The organism is Pseudonocardia halophobica (assembly GCF_027922425.1).
In the GTDB taxonomy this organism is placed as follows: Bacteria; Actinomycetota; Actinomycetes; order Mycobacteriales; family Pseudonocardiaceae; genus Pseudonocardia; species Pseudonocardia halophobica.
On sequence record NZ_BSFQ01000001.1, the window covers coordinates 340,604 to 355,994 of the forward strand.

11 protein-coding genes are annotated in these 15,391 nt (G+C 73.1%); 10 read left to right on the forward strand and 1 reads right to left on the reverse strand.

Features of this window, described 5'->3' with window-relative positions; translation table 11 throughout:
• Window positions 1–40: 40 nt before the first annotated feature.
• On the reverse strand, window positions 41–2,719 hold the full coding sequence (locus PKE99_RS01660; RefSeq protein WP_063739673.1) for a heterodisulfide reductase-related iron-sulfur binding cluster: 2,679 nt from the start codon (window positions 2,717–2,719) through the stop codon (window positions 41–43).
• A 521-nt stretch (window positions 2,720–3,240) separates the two neighbouring features.
• Here PKE99_RS01660 and PKE99_RS01665 point away from each other — a divergent pair.
• From PKE99_RS01665 to dnaJ, 10 genes are all read left to right on the forward strand, one after another.
• Entirely contained in the window at window positions 3,241–3,504 is a 264-nt protein-coding gene (locus tag PKE99_RS01665; RefSeq protein WP_037041961.1) for a hypothetical protein, read from the forward strand.
• Window positions 3,501–4,184 carry a hypothetical protein gene (locus PKE99_RS01670; protein ID WP_197040500.1) on the forward strand — a complete coding sequence of 228 codons (684 nt, stop codon included), beginning with the start codon at window positions 3,501–3,503 and terminating at the stop codon, window positions 4,182–4,184. The genes PKE99_RS01665 and PKE99_RS01670 overlap by 4 nt, the downstream gene beginning before the upstream one ends.
• On the forward strand, window positions 4,171–7,251 hold the full coding sequence (locus PKE99_RS01675) for an ATP-binding protein (protein WP_081923851.1): 3,081 nt from the start codon (window positions 4,171–4,173) through the stop codon (window positions 7,249–7,251). Before PKE99_RS01670 ends, PKE99_RS01675 begins: the two co-directional genes overlap by 14 nt.
• Window positions 7,248–9,179 (forward strand): hypothetical protein, encoded by a 1,932-nt coding sequence (locus PKE99_RS01680; RefSeq protein ID WP_051736946.1) that lies wholly within the window; start codon window positions 7,248–7,250, stop codon window positions 9,177–9,179. Before PKE99_RS01675 ends, PKE99_RS01680 begins: the two co-directional genes overlap by 4 nt.
• Window positions 9,169–9,759: a hypothetical protein gene (locus tag PKE99_RS01685; protein ID WP_037041959.1), complete on the forward strand. Its 591-nt coding sequence runs from the start codon at window positions 9,169–9,171 to the stop codon at window positions 9,757–9,759. Before PKE99_RS01680 ends, PKE99_RS01685 begins: the two co-directional genes overlap by 11 nt.
• Before the next feature lie 4 nt (window positions 9,760–9,763).
• Entirely contained in the window at window positions 9,764–10,774 is a 1,011-nt protein-coding gene (locus PKE99_RS01690; protein WP_156067274.1) for a C40 family peptidase, read from the forward strand.
• A gap of 22 nt (window positions 10,775–10,796) precedes the next feature.
• Entirely contained in the window at window positions 10,797–11,237 is a 441-nt protein-coding gene (locus PKE99_RS01695) for a hypothetical protein (protein WP_037041957.1), read from the forward strand.
• Window positions 11,238–11,511: 274 nt separating this feature from the next.
• On the forward strand, window positions 11,512–13,383 hold the full coding sequence (gene dnaK / locus PKE99_RS01700) for a molecular chaperone DnaK (RefSeq protein ID WP_037042443.1): 1,872 nt from the start codon (window positions 11,512–11,514) through the stop codon (window positions 13,381–13,383).
• Window positions 13,380–14,114 (forward strand): nucleotide exchange factor GrpE, encoded by a 735-nt coding sequence (grpE, locus tag PKE99_RS01705; RefSeq protein WP_051736945.1) that lies wholly within the window; start codon window positions 13,380–13,382, stop codon window positions 14,112–14,114. The genes dnaK and grpE overlap by 4 nt, the downstream gene beginning before the upstream one ends.
• Before the next feature lie 49 nt (window positions 14,115–14,163).
• Window positions 14,164–15,372, forward strand: coding sequence for a molecular chaperone DnaJ (dnaJ, locus tag PKE99_RS01710; protein ID WP_037041955.1), 1,209 nt, complete (start codon window positions 14,164–14,166; stop codon window positions 15,370–15,372).
• The last annotated feature ends 19 nt before the right edge of the window (window positions 15,373–15,391 follow it).

Sequence of the window (15,391 nt, forward strand, 5' to 3'; positions counted from 1 at the left end):
CCCCGCGATCGGGGACCGCGGGGCCGGTGAGTGGACTGCGTCAGGAGGTGGAGTCGCCCTTGTCGCCGGTGCCGGAGGAGGCGTCGGTGCGGGCGTGGCCGTTGGTCTCCGGCTTGGGGCCGGAGCCGTTGCTGCCCGTGGACTCCTTCGACGCCTCGGTCGACCCGGTCGGGGGCTCCGACGGCCCGGCCGTCCCGGCCTCGGTCTCCGCGGTCGGCTCCTTGCCCGAGCCCTCGACCGCGGCGTCGTTCATCCCGGTGGTGACCTCGGACTTGTCCGCGTCGGGCCCCGTGGTGTCGGCGTCGGCGGCCTTCTCCGCGACCGCGTCCCCGGGCGCCTCGGCCGGCTTCACCGTCTCCGCCGCGGCGTCCGTGGAGGTCGAGGCGTTGGCGGCCCCGGAGTCGGCGGCGCCGGCCGGGGTGTTCTCGGTGAGCGGGGCCGAGGTGGTCTGCTCGACGTCGCCCTCGGTCGCCTCCTCGGCGGCCGGCGTCGCGACCGCGGAGTCGCCGCGCTGGACCGAGGCGAGCAGCATCTGCGCGACGTCCTGGACCTGGACCTGCTCGCCCTCGCCGCCGGCCTGCTTCTGGGTCAGGCCGTCGCCGATCATCGTGCGGCAGAACGGGCAGCCGACGGCGATCGTGCCGGCCGCGGCGGCCGCGCCGTCGCCCCCGGCGGGGGAGAGGGTCTCGAGCGCCTCGGTGGTGCGGGTGACGTTGATCCGCTGCCCGATCCGCTCCTCCATCCACATCCGCGCCCCGCCGGCGCCGCAGCACATGGAGCGGTCGCCGTGGCGCGGCATCTCCGTCAACGTGCCCACGGCGGAGACCAGCTCGCGCGGCTCCTCGTAGACCTCGTTGTGCCGGCCGAGGTAGCACGGGTCGTGGTAGGTGACCTTCTTCGAGGCGTCCGGGTCGGCGACCGGGACGAGCTTGCCGGTGCGGACCAGCTTGTTCAGCAGCTGGGTGTGGTGGATGACCTCGTAGTGCCCGTCGAGCTGCGGGTACTCCCGCGAGAGCGAGTTGAGGCAGTGCGGGCAGGTGGTGACCATCTTCCGGGTGCCCGGCTCGCGGCCCTCGAACACCGCGTTGAGCATCTCGGCGGTCTGCTGGGCCATCATCTGGAACAGGAACTCGTTGCCCGCGCGCCGCGCCGGGTCGCCGGTGCAGGTCTCCTCGGTGCCCAGGACCACGTAGTTCACCCCGGCCCGGTGCAGCAGCTCGGCGGTGGCGCGGGTGGTCTTCTTCGCGTTGTCGTCGAAGGCGCCGGCGCAGCCGACCCAGAAGATGTACTCGGTGTCGGCCGACAGCTCGCCGTCGAACACCGGGACCTCGAAGGGCAGGTCCTGGGTCCAGGCCAGGCGGTCCTTCTGGTTGGAGCCCCAGGGGTTGCCCTTGTTCTCCAGGTTCTTGAACAGCCCGGACAGCTCCGTGGGGAACTCGGTCTCGATCATGACCTGGTAGCGGCGCATGTCGACGATGTGGTCGACGTGCTCGATGTCGACCGGGCACTGCTCCACACAGGCCCCGCAGGTGGTGCAGGACCACAGCACGTCCGGGTCGATGACGCCCAGCACGTCCTCGCCGCCGACCAGCGGGCGCTCGGCCTCCTTCACCGCGGCCTCCGGGATCGCGGCCAGGCGGGCCTCGGCGTCGTCGCCGGTCAGCCCGACCTCGTCGCCGGTCATGTCCTTGCGCCCGCCGGCGAGCAGGTACGGGGCCTTGGCGTAGGCGTGGTCACGCAGCGCGTTGACCAGCAGCTTCGGCGACAGCGGCTTCTCGGTGTTCCACGCCGGGCACTGCGACTGGCAGCGGCCGCACTCGGTGCAGGTGGTGAAGTCGAGCAGGCCCTTCCAGGTGAAGTCCTCGACCCGCCCGGCGCCGAAGGTGTCGGTGTCCGGGTCGGCCTCCTCCAGGTCGAGCACCTTGCCCTGCGACGTCATGGGCTTGACGTTGCCCAGCGCCTTGCGCCCGTCGTCCTCGCGCTTGAAGTAGATGTTCGGGAACGCGGTGAACCGGTGCCAGGCCACGCCCATCGTGGGCTTGGCCGCGATCACGATCAGCCACAGCGTGGCCGAGAGCACCTTCACCGCGGCGAACACCGAGATCAGCGTGGGGCTGCCCGGGAAGATCGTGGACAGCGGGCCGGAGACGAAGGTCGACCAGTCCGGGGCGTCGAACGCGCCGAGCGCGAGCTTCGAGGCGCGCACCACGAGGATGCCCACGCCCTCCAGGAACACGATGGCCTCGACGAAGTAGGCCCGGCCCATGTGCGAGCCGTAGAACCGCGACGCCCGCCCCAGCCGGCGCGGGTTCTTCACCTGCCGGTAGACGATCAGCGGGAGGATGCCGACCACGGTGCCCACGCCGAGGATCTCCACCCACAGCGAGTACGGGCCCCACTCGCCGATGATCGGCAGGTGGAAGGTCGGGTTCCACACCTCGACGAACGCCTCGACCAGCGCCAGGAACAGCCCGCCGAAGCCGACCATCACCAGCCAGTGGAACACCCCGACGTGGCTCCACTTCAGCATCCGGGTGTGGCCGAGGGTCTCCTTGAGCATGGTGGCGAACCGCGGCCCGAACGGGCCGTTGCGCGTGGCGTCGGCCTGGCCCAGGCGGATGATGCTCACCATGCTCGCCACCGTGCGCCACACCAGCGCCACGGCCACCACGGCGGACAACACCGTGACGATGCCGAGCACGTACTGCACCCAGGTCATGTGGACGAACCTCCCTGTCGTGGTCCCGGCAAGAAGGCTATACGCGTGGTTACTGACGAGTAGCAACACGAAACGGCCTCGTTGCGGTTCGCGACGACAATCGCGTGAGCGGGAGAATAGGTCACCGGGGTGGCCCTGTGCCCTGTGACGGGCACGGCACGCTGCGCAGACGGGGGGCGCCGGACGCGCTCCGCAACCGCTGCTCCCCCGGTCAGGGCGCCGAGGACAGGGTGCCCTTCTGAGAGCGGAATCACCGAATGTCCGGGTCGTGCCGCCCACCGGGCGGGACGACCGGTCACCGGAGCCGCGCACCTCTAGCCCGATCGGCGGGCCCCGCTTCACGGTCGGTGGGAGATCTGGGACGAACGGGTGCCGCCGGGAAGCCGGAAACGCGTGCGAACGGGTGGCTCTGGCGTGGTCACACCAGGTCTTCAGGTCGGCGTGGCTACCCTGGTCCGCTGGCGGCCCGTGCTCCCCCCTTTCCCGCAGGGTGCCCGCCCGACCACGGCAGGAGAACACCGATGACCGGACCAGGGGCCCGCACCCTCTGGTACGCCCAGAACCTCACGACGAACGGCCTGCAGGGGTGGATCCAGGACAACATCGTCCCGCTCATCCTGCTGGGCATCGCCATCATCCTGCTGTGGATCGGCGGCAAGGGTGACAACGCCGGCGTCGCCCGCCGGAGCGTCGGACTCCTCGTCGGCCTGGTCGCGCTGGGTATCGCGGTGTCGGGCAACGGGCCGCAGGTCGGTGCCTTCCTCGCCAGCCTGATCACCGGTTGACCGTGCTGGTCCGCACCGACGACGAGGTGTACCGGGTCGACTCCGTCTGGCTGGGTCCGCCGCGCGCGACCTTCCCGTGGCGCGCGCGGTACGTCTCCTACGGTGTCGGCCTGCTCGTCATGATCGTGATCATGTTCCTGCAGCGCCGTATCGGCATCGGGCTGGACTTCTTCTCCGTGGCCTGGGCGCTGGTGCTGACCGTGGTCGCCACCCGGTTCCTGGGCAAGAAGATCGACTACGAGCGCCCGCTGAGCCAGGTCGCGGAGCACTTCCGGCACGAGGTCACGGGTCCCCGGCGCCGCCGGCGCGGCGCGGGCGGGCCGGTGCGTTTCGCGCACGTCCGGACCCGACGCGCCCTCCCGCGGTCGGGCCGCCCGGCCGTCCCGGAGCCGCGACCGGCCGAGCGGACCGCACCGGAACCCGAGCTCGGGCCCGCCCCGCAGGTCGTCGAGGCCGCGCCCGTGCTGCGGGACGTCACGCCGGTCGAGGCCGCCCCGAGCACGGCCCCGAAGACCGCACCGGACACCGCGCCGAGGACCGCTCCGGAGCCCGCGCCGAGAGCCGCCCCGCGTCGCGTCGGGCGCAGGCCCGCCGCGCCGCAGCCCTGGGCGACCTCGGCGCAGCGCCGCGAGGCCGCCACGAACAACGGGTGGAAGGGGTCGGGCCGTGGCCGCGCGTGAGAAGCGCGATCCCTTCCGCGACGGCCGCCGCCCCGCCGGTCGCTCCCTGCAGGGCGATGCCAAGCTCCCCAAGTTCAGCCCCACGATCGCGCTGCGCAGCATCGACGGGCACGTCACCCGCACGTCCACCCAGGTCATGGCCTGGTACCGGCTGTCCCCGCAGGCGTGGAGCTTCCGCAGCGACAGCCAGCGCGAGATCCTCATCCGGCAGATCGCGGCGCAGCTCGGCGAGCTGCAGGGCCGGTGGCTGCACCTGCGGGTGACCACCCGCCCGTACCCGGTGCACATGTGGGCGGAGTCGTTCGACAAGAACGCCCTCGGCCGGATGCCCGACGTCCCGGGCGCCCTGGGCTGGGACGGCTTCCTGGAGGGCGAGCAGCGCCACCTCATGGGACTGTCCATGAGCGACAAGGAGGTCTTCCTCGGCGTCGAGGTGTCCGGCCGCAGCATGCTCGACCGCTGGGTCGAGCGGGCGGCGCCGGTGCTGGGGCGGGTCGTGCCGGCGGCGGTGCGGGCCGAGCTGTCCGCGCTGGAGTCCGAGCTCAACCACCTCGACGCGCTCGTGGCGGGCTCGGGGCTCGACGGCGTGCCCGCCTCGGCGTCGGACATGGCCTGGCTGATGCACCGCTCGGTCGCGCTCGGCCTGCCCGCGCCGCGCAGCCTCTCGTCGGTCCCGGTGGGCGTGACCCGCTGGGAGGAGGAGGACCTCGCGGCCTTCACGGACGGCGTCGAGCTGCACCAGGAGCCCTACGCCCCCACGGTGAAGGTGACCGGCCGGGTCCGCGGCCAGGCCGTCACGCGGGACGTGGCGGTGCTCTCCCTCGGCCTGATGGAGGGCCTGCGCATCCCCGAGGTCGACGACCCGTGGATGCAGCATTCCGACCGGCTCCCCTTCCCGGTGGAGTGGTCGGCGCGGATGTACATCCGCAAGCCGGAGGAGGTGACCGGGGAGCTGCAGCGCCAGATGGGCAAGGTGCGCAGCCAGATCCGGCACTACACCCACGACCACGACCTCGAGCCGCCGATGTCGCTGGCCCGCCAGGCCGACCGCGTGCTCGAGGTCGAGGACGAGCTCACCAGCGGCCTGACGCAGCTCAACACGCGGCTCTACGGCTGGTGGCGGATCGCCGTCTCCGGGCCGGACGAGGGCGAGGCCATCCAGCGCGCCCAGCAGGTGCTGGACCTGTACTCGCCGAAGGTGCAGATCGAGCACCCGGAGGCGCAGTACCGCTACGCCCGCGAGTTCATCCCAGGCGAGGCGATGGCGTCCACGGCGTACCGCCGGCGCGGGTCGGTCACCTGGGCGGCGGCCGCGGTCCCGGCCGCGACGGCGAGCGTGGGCGACCGGCGCGGGATCATGCTCGGCGAGACCTGCACCGCGACCCGACGACCGGTGGCCTGGGACCCCTGGCTCGCGCAGGAGGTCCGGCGGGCCTCCGGCCTCACCGCCGTCGTCGGCGGGCTGGGCTCCGGCAAGTCCTTCCTCACCGGCCTGATCGTCTACAAGACACTCCGCGCGGGTGCACGGTGGACGGTGCTCGACCCGTCGGGCCCGCTGGCCGAGCTGACCCGGCTGCCGGAGCTCGCCTCCTTCTCCCGGCACATCAACCTGCTGCGCGCCGACCCGGGCATCCTCAACCCGTACCGGGTGGTCGCCGAGCCGCGGCCCGAGCACTTCGCCGACGACGAGGACCCCGAGCGGTCCTGGCGCCGCGAGCGGTCCCTGGCCGCCGCCACCCGCCGCCGCCTGGTGCTCGACGTGCTCACCGGCCTGCTGCCCTACGACGTCGCCCGGCTCCCGCACACCCGGATCGTGCTGCTCCGCGCGGTGCGCGAGGTCGGCGGCGCCCCGGACCGGCACCCCGGCCTGGTCATCGACGCGCTGCGCCGGCACCAGCGCGAGGGCGAGGAGCACGCCGGGGTGGTCGCGGACTTCCTCGAGGAGCGCCGCGAGCTCCCGCAGGCCGCGCTGCTGTTCCCGGACACCAGCCGGGACGACCCGTGGGCCGCCGACCGGGACTACCGGCTGACCGTGCTCACCATGCAGGGCATGACGCTGCCGCGGCCGGGCAGCCCGCGCGAGGAGTGGACGGACAACGAGGCGCTGGCCGTCGAGCTGCTCAACCTCGCGTCGTGGCTGACCCAGCGCACGATCTACGACGCCGACCGCAACCTGCGCAAGGGCGTCGCGCTCGACGAGACGCACTTCCTGTCCCAGGTGCCCACCGGCAAGGTGCTGATCGACCGGCTCGCCCGCGACTCCCGCAAGTTCAACGTCCGGGCGCTGTTCGCCTCCCAGCTGGCGGGCGACCTGCTGCGGGTCTCCGGGTTCGCGTCGCTGGTCAACGCCGTGTTCGTCGGCCGCACGGACGACGAGGAGGCCCAGACGGACGCGCTGCGCCTGCTGCGGGTCCCCACCGGCGTCGGCTACGAGCAGATGCTGAGCACGCTCTCCCCGCGCCCGCGGCACGACGACCGGCCGGACGACACCCCGCGCCAGTTCGTGTTCGCCGACGGGCACGGCGGCGTCGAGAAGATCCGGATCGACCTCGAGGCGCCGCACCTCGACCACGTCCGCGAGGCCCTCGACACCAACCCCGACGCCAGCCGGGTCGCCGTCAGCGGGGCTCCGGTCCTCGCGGCGGACTCCGGAAGGGCGCCCGACGAGCCGCGCCCGGTCGGCGCGCGGCAGGTCGTCGTGCCACCGGGCGGGATCGACCTGGACGAGGATCTCGACCCCGTCGACCTGACCGCCCCCGAGATCCGCACCGGCGAGGCCACCCGCGTCGGACCGGGCCGGCCGGGCTGGGACGACGGGGTGCGGGTGGTCCCGGGCTCGCTGGAGCCGGACCCGGACGACCTCGACGACGAGCAGCTCGACCTCCTGGACGACCTGGAGGAGGGCTGGGCGGACGTGGACGACGACCTCGCCGAGCCGACGTCGGTGGGTGAGGACCTCCCGGTCCACGACGGGCACGGGAGTGACGGCCGTCCCGCCGCCGAGGAAGCCGGCGACGTCGCCGCCGAGCGCGCCCGCTCCGGCGCCCCCGGCGAGGGCGGGCGGTGAACGCCGCGGCGTCCGTCACGGCGTCGACCGGCGGGACCACCGGGCTCCTGGCGGTACTGCTCGTCCTGGCCGCCGCCGTGGTGGTCGCGGTACGCAAGGACCGCGCCCGCCGGCACGCCGGGGCCCCGCGCCGTCGTCGCGGCGCCGCCCTGCTGCTGGTCCTCGCCGTGGTGGCGGGCAGCGGGCTGGTCGGCAGCCCGGCCGTCGCACAGGGCTTCGACTGCAAGCAGAGCCCCGAGCCGGACCGCCCCGGCACCGGACTCGTGGGCTCGCTGGACCCGCCCCGGCCCGACGGCGGCGAGCCCGGCTCGGTGTACCGCGAGGTCGGCTACGCCGGGATGACCTGGCACAACTACGACCTGGGCTGCGCCGGCGGCGTCCTCAACCCGGCGACGACCACGGACACGTGGCTCGGCAACCAGACGTTCAACGTCGCGAAGTTCGCCGTGGGCGGCGTGAACTGGGCGCACTACCTGATCGCGGACGGCGGGGCCCTGCTCGACCCGCTGGACAACGTGATCACCGCGGCCACGCGGGCCATGTACGACTCGGTGTTCACGCTGTGGATCGGCGTGGCGCTGGTGATCCTCGCGGTGATCCTGCTGGTCCTGGCGCTGCGCGGCGACCTGGCCCGGCAGACGCAGCGGGCGGCGTTCGCGCTCGGCGCCCTGGTGCTCGCCGGCGCGGCCTACCTGGCCCCGGTGAACTGGGCGCGGGCGGCGGACACGCTGCTGCTCGACGGCGTCACGCAGATGCAGGAGGGCTTCCTCTCCCAGGTCGGCCTGGGCGACCGGGACACGCTGCCGACCGTGCTGGTCGACCAGGTGGTCTACACGAACTGGCTGCGCGGCAACTTCGGCTCGCCGGACGTCCCGCAGGCCACGGACCTCGGCCGGCCGCTGCTGCGCGCGTCGACCTTCACGATCAACGAGGTCGCCGAGGGGCAGGACACCCCGCAGCTGGCCGAGCAGAAGAAGAACGACTACGCCACGCTCGCCGGGCAGATGGGCGACCGGTACAGCTACTTCCAGGGCGAGTCCGGCAGCCGCGTCGGCGTCGGCGTGCTGTCGGTGGTGCAGGCGGTGTGCATCGCGCTGTTCCAGCTGCTGTCGAAGGTGCTGGTGCTGGTCGCGATGCTGCTGCTGCGGCTGATGGTGATGACGGCGCCGGCGATCGCCGTGGTGGCGGTGCTGAAGCCGGACGTGCTGCCCGCGCTGCTGCGCGTGGCCGGCGCCGCGATCGTCAACACGATCATCGTGGGCGCGCTGGCCGGGCTGCACGCGCTGCTCGTGGTGTCGCTGTTCCGGCCCGGCGCGGGCATCGACCTCTGGCTGTCGTTGCTGGTCACCGGCGTGGTCACGGTCGTGCTGTGGGCGGTCGCGCGGCCCTTCCGGCGGCTGGTGTCGATGGTGTCGCTGACGCGGGACCAGTTCGGCGGGATCGTGCCGTCGATCGGCGGCGGCCCCATGTCCCGGGTGTGGCAGCGGGTCCGCGGCGCGGACCCCGAGGACCGGCAGGGCCGCTGGTGGAACGAGCGCCGGGGGTCCGGCGCCGGGGACGATCCCGACGCCGTGCGCCCCGAGGCCGAGTACTCCCGCGTCCCTCCCGTGCAGGCCACGGTCAGCCCGGCCGGACCGGGTGCGCGCACCCCGCGGCGGCACGCCGAGGTCACCGGCGCGGACGCCGCCGCCCTCTCGGCCGCGCGCCGTCCGGCCCTGCCCGCGGGCGGGTCCCCGACCCCGGCGGCGACCGGCGCGTACCCCACGCGCAACGACCCCAGCGAGATCGACGAGCGCGTGATCTACCGCAGGTCGGATCCGGCGGCGGCCCGCGCCGTCCAGGCCCGACCGGTCGACGCCGAGCTCGTCGACGGCGTCCCGGTCTACCGGATCTACCGCCCCGCCCGGACGGGCCGCGATGCCGATTAGGTCCCCGCGCGGGCGCGCGGCCGCCTACCGGGCGGTGTGGGGGTGGCCCCTCCGCACCCCGCTGCGGCTCGCGGTCACCGTCGTCGTCGTGCTCGGCCTGGCCGTGCTGGTCAGCCTGGCCGTGGGTGCGCTCCGTCCGCCCGCGCAGGCGCCGGTGGTGACCAAGCCCGGCGCGACGACGGCCACGACCGGGGCCCGGGCCCCCGCCTCGCCCACCCCGACGGCCCTCCCGCCGGTGGCGGCGCTGACCCCGACCACGCTGCCGCTCTCCGCCGCCCCGGCCGAGGCGCTGCAGGTGGCGCAGAACTGGGCCACCGCCTGGGCCACCCACCCCGCGGGCACCACCAACCAGCAGTGGGTGAACTCGCTCGTCCCGTACACGACGCCGGAGTACGTCGGCACGCTCACCGGCGTCGACCCCGCCAACATCCCGGCCACCCGGGTGACGGGATCGGCGACGGCCACGCAGGTGTCCCCCGCCTCCGTCGTCGTCGACGTGCCGACGGACGCGCTGACCCTGCAGGTCACGGTCGTCGACACCGAGGCGGGCTGGCGCGTCTCCGGCTACGACCGGGCCTGACGGGGTGCGCCTGCTCCGGCCGCTGCGGCTGCTGCTGCCCTTCGTGGCGATCGGCGTCGCGCTCGTCGTCTTCCTGACGCTCGGTTTCCTCGCCTTCGCGCCCAACGCCGGGCAGCCGCGGGTCACCAGCGGGTGCGACGCCGGCATCGGGCCTATCGGGACCGTCGGGCGCGGGGGCGCGGCGGGGGCGACCATCGACACGCTGACGGACGAGCAGCGGCAGAACGCCGCGACGATCATCGGCGTCGGCAAGGAGCTGCAGGCTCCGCCGCGGGCGTGGCTCGTCGCGCTGGCCACGGCGATGCAGGAGTCGACGCTCCGCAACATCGACTACGGCGACCGGGACTCGCTCGGGCTTTTCCAGCAGCGGCCCTCCCAGGGCTGGGGCTCGCCGGCGCAGGTCACCGACCCGAACTACAGCGCGCGGATCTTCTACGACCGGTTGCTGCAGGTGCCGGACTGGGAGGACCAACCGGTCACCGTGGCGGCCCAGACCGTGCAGCGGTCGGCCTTCCCCAGCGCCTACGCGAAGTGGGAGGGGCTCGCGGCGGACCTCGTCGAGCAGCTCGGCGACGTCACCGACCCCACCGGCTGCGGGAGCGGCTCGGCCGAGCTCCCGGCCGGGGTCGCCCGGACGGCCATCGAGTTCGCCCTCGGCGAGGTCGGCAAGCCGTACGTCTGGGGCGCCACCGGCCCGAACACCTACGACTGCTCGGGGCTGATGCTGCGGGCGTTCGAGAAGGCCGGGATCAAGCTCCCCCGGGTGTCCCGGGACCAGTACCGGGCCGGCGGCCACCTCCCCGTTCGCCAGGCCCAGGCCGGCGACCTGATGTTCTACGCCTACGACCGCACCGACCCGACGACGATCCACCACGTGTTCCTCTACCTGGGCAACGACCAGATGGTCGAGGCGCCCTACAGCGGGCAGAACGTCCGGGTGCAGCCCGTAAACTGGGACTACAAGGAGCTCGTGCCCCTCGCGACCCGCCCGGGCACCCCCTCCAACACCGCCTGAACCCCATTCGGGAGCACGCACGATGGCCCGCCCGGACGCGTCCCGTCCGTCCCGCCCGCGCTCGACCACGCCGCTGGCCGACTACCTCGACCGCCCCGCCCCGGGCGCCGGCCCGGACTACCTGGTGGTGCCCCGCGGGCTCGCCGAGGCGATGCCGCTGCGCTGGCAGCAGGTGTTCGCCGGGCTGCTGGCCGACCTGCACGACGCCTACGGCCACCTGGACTGGCCGGACTACCGCGTGGTGCCGAGCCGCTGGGAGCTGCTGCGCGACCTCGACGAGGAGCAGCTCGCCGCGGCCGGGTACGTCGCCGACCTGGACCCCGAGGGCGGGCTGGAGTACCGGGACGCCACCGGCGAGGCCGTCGCCGACCCGGAGCACCACCGGGCCCTGGCCCCGGTCGAGGAGACGCTCCCGCGCCCGGGGGACGAGGTGCCGCCGCCGCGGCCCGCTCCCGCGTTGTAAGGAGCTCTACGGCTTTCTCGTTCCTCCGCTAGACGACGACAGACTCCGCGATCCGCGGAAAAGTTGAGTCGGGTGGGAACAAGTCGGGTACGCCGCCCGTTGGACCGGGCAGCAAGTTGAGTGAGCTAGGCTCAAGGCCGGGTTGACGGCAGGCGCCTCGATCGCGAAACTTGAGCCGGATCCGCTCAACGGCGGTACGGAACCCGACAGTTCTACACAGCACTACGAAGCACAGCGTTCGACAGACACAGTGTTCGACACGGAGGCACACACCATGGCTCGTGCGGTCGGTATCGACCTCGGGACCACCAACTCCGTCGTCTCCGTCCTGGAGGGCGGGGAGCCGACGGTGATCGCCAACTCCGAGGGCAGCCGCACCACGCCCTCGGTCGTGGCGTTCGCGCGCAACGGCGAGGTCCTCGTCGGGCAGTCCGCGAAGAACCAGGCCGTCACCAACGCGGACCGGACGTTCCGCTCGGTGAAGCGGTTCATCGGCTCGGACTGGAAGACCCCCGAGATCGACGGGAAGAGCTACGCCGCGCAGGAGATCAGCGCCCGCGTGCTGCAGAAGCTCAAGCGGGACGCGGAGGCGTACCTCGGCGAGGAGGTCGTCGACGCCGTGGTCACCGTCCCGGCGTACTTCGAGGACGCGCAGCGCCAGGCCACCAAGGAGGCCGGCCAGATCGCGGGGCTCAACGTCCTGCGCATCGTCAACGAGCCCACCGCGGCCGCGCTGGCCTACGGGCTCGACAAGGGTGAGACCGAGCAGACGATCCTCGTCTTCGACCTCGGCGGCGGCACCTTCGACGTCTCGCTGCTCGAGATCGGCGACGGCGTCGTGGAGGTCAAGGCCACCAACGGCGACAACCACCTCGGTGGCGACGACTGGGACGAGCGGATCGTGACCTGGCTCGTCGACAAGTTCAAGGGCAGCCACGGCATCGACCTGACCAAGGACAAGATGGCGATGCAGCGGCTCCGCGAGGCCGCGGAGAAGGCCAAGATCGAGCTCTCGAGCTCCTCGAGCGCCACGATCAACCTGCCCTACATCACCGTCGACGCCGACAAGAACCCGCTGTTCCTCGACGAGACGCTGTCCCGCGCCGAGTTCCAGCGCATCACCTCGGACCTGCTCGACCGCACCCGCGCGCCGTTCAACCAGGTGATCAAGGACGCCGGCATCTCGGTCGGCGACATCGACCACGTGGTCCTCGTCGGCGGCTCGACCCGGATGCCCGCCGTGACGGAGCTCGTCAAGGAGCTGACCGGCGGCAAGGAGCCGAACAAGGGCGTCAACCCGGACGAGGTCGTCGCCGTCGGCGCCGCGCTGCAGGCCGGTGTCCTGCGCGGTGAGGTCAAGGACGTCCTGCTGCTCGACGTCACCCCGCTGTCCCTGGGCATCGAGACCAAGGGCGGCGTGATGACCAAGCTGATCGAGCGCAACACCACGATCCCGACCAAGAAGTCCGAGATCTTCACGACGGCGGACGACAACCAGCCGTCGGTGCAGATCCAGGTCTACCAGGGTGAGCGCGAGATCGCGGCCTACAACAAGAAGCTCGGCATGTTCGAGCTGACCGGGCTGCCGCCGGCCCCGCGCGGCGTGCCGCAGATCGAGGTCTCCTTCGACATCGACGCCAACGGCATCGTGAAGGTCTCCGCGGTCGACAAGGGCACCGGCAAGAGCCAGGACATGACGATCACCGGCGGGTCCGCCCTGGGCAAGGACGAGATCGACCGGATGATGCGCGAGGCCGAACAGCACGCCGAGGAGGACAAGAAGCGGCGTGAGGAGGCCGAGGTCCGCAACCAGGCCGAGACCCTCGTCTACCAGACGGAGAAGTTCGTCAAGGACAACGAGGACAAGGTCCCGGCGGACGTCAAGGACTCGGTGAACGCCGCCGTCGGCGAGGTGCAGGAGGCCCTCAAGGGCACCGACACCGACGCGATCAAGTCCGCGATGGAGAAGCTCGCCACCGAGTCGCAGAAGCTCGGCCAGGCCCTCTACCAGCAGCCGGGCGCCGAGGGCGCCCCGGGCGGCGCGGCCGGGGACAACCCGGGCACCGGCGCCACGGGCCAGCAGGCCGGTGCGGACGACGTGGTGGACGCCGAGATCGTCGACGACGAGGAGAAGAAGGACAAGTGAGCACCCCGTACGGATCCGACCGCAGGCCGGGCCCGGAGGGGGAGCAGGAGGAGCCGGTCCGCGTGCGCGACCGGCGCCGGATCGACCCCCTGACGGGGGAGGTCCGGTCCTCGGCCGACGTCGGCAGCCAGCAGGCTGCCGGCGCCCCGGCCGGGGCCGCCCCCGGTGGTGAGCCCGAGCCCGGGATCGAGCTCGACGACCCCCGGATCGCCGACCTGGAGAAGCAGCTCGAGGAGCGCACCCAGGACCTCCAGCGGGTCACCGCGGAGTACGCCAACTACCGGCGCCGGGTGGACCGGGACCGGGAGGGCGTGGTCGTGGCCGCGCGCGTCTCGTTCGTGTCCGACCTGCTCACCGTGCTCGACGACCTCGAGCGCGCCGAGCAGCACGGCGACCTCAACGGCCCGTTCAAGTCGGTGGCGGACAAGGTCGTCGGTGTGGCGACCCGCCTCGGGCTCGAGGCCTTCGGGGCGGACGGCGAGCTGTTCGACCCGGCGCTGCACGAGGCCGTCCAGCACGAGCCGGCCGAGGCCCCCGGGCCCACGGTCACCGTGCTGACCGCGGTGCTGCGGCGCGGCTACCGCATGGCGGACCGCGTGCTGCGGCCCGCGATGGTCACCGTCGCCGACCGGCCCGAGTCCGAGGTGCCGGCCGCGGCCGAGGTGCCCGACGCGCCCGCGGGCGAGCCGGGTCCGGTGCCGTCGCCGGACGAGCCGACGAACCCGGCCTGAGCCGGGCGCGCGGACACCACTTCAGACAGACGTACCGGAAGGAGGCGGGATGACCCAGCGGGACTGGATCGAGAAGGATTTCTACCGTGAGCTGGGCGTCTCGTCCTCGGCGTCGGACTCGGAGATCAAGAAGGCGTACCGCAAGCTCGCCCGCGAGCTGCACCCCGACGCCAACCCGGGCGACGCCGTGGCCGAGACCCGGTTCAAGGCCGTCTCCGAGGCCTACGGCGTGCTCTCCGACCCGGAGAAGCGCGCGGAGTACGACGAGACCCGCAAGCTGTTCGCCGGCGGCGGGTTCTCCGGCGGCTTCCCGGGCGGCCAGGGCTTCCCGGGCGGGTTCCCCGGCCAGGGCGGCGCCCAGGGCTTCGACCTGGGCGACCTGTTCGGCCAGGGGACCGGCTCGGGGGGCGCCGGCGGTCTCGGCGACCTGTTCGGCAACCTGTTCGGCAACCGCGGTGCCAGCACCGCCGCCGGGGGCTACTCCGGCGGGCAGCGCCCGCAGCAGGGTGCGGACGTCGAGAGCAGGCTGACGATCCCGTTCGAGGACGCGGTGCGCGGCGCCACCATGACGCTGAACATCTCCTCGCCCGGGACCTGCGACACCTGCCACGGCTCCGGGGCCAGGCCCGGCACCGGCTCGCACACCTGCCCGATCTGCGGCGGCGCGGGCGTGGTCAGCCGCAGCCAGGGGGCGTTCGCCTTCTCCGAGCCGTGCCGGGACTGCCGCGGCACCGGCCGGGTCGTCGACGAGCCCTGCCCGGAGTGCGGCGGCGACGGCGTGAGCACCAAGGTGCGCACGCTGACCGTCCGCGTGCCGGCGGGGGTCGACGACGGGCAGCGCATCCGGCTGCCCGGCAAGGGCGAGCCGGGCCGCTACGGCGGTCCGCCCGGCGACCTCTACGTGCGGATGAGCGTCACGCCGCACCGGGTCTTCGGGCGCTCGGCGAAGAACCCGAACGACCTCACCCTGAAGGTGCCGGTGACCTTCCCCGAGCTCGTCCAGGGTGCGACGCTGACCGTGCCGACGCTCGACTCCACGGTGTCGCTCAAGATCCCCGCGGGGACCCAGAGCGGCCGGACCTTCCGGGTCCGCGGGCGCGGCGTGCAGGCGAAGAAGGGCGCCGGCGACCTCCTCGTCACCGTCGAGGTCGCGATCCCGCAGCGGCTCGACGAGGCCGCGGCGGCGGCGTTGCAGGAGTACGCGGACGCGACGAAGGCGTCCGACCCACGGGCGGACCTGCTCGCGGGCGAACGCTGAGCACGAGGGACGAGGTGAG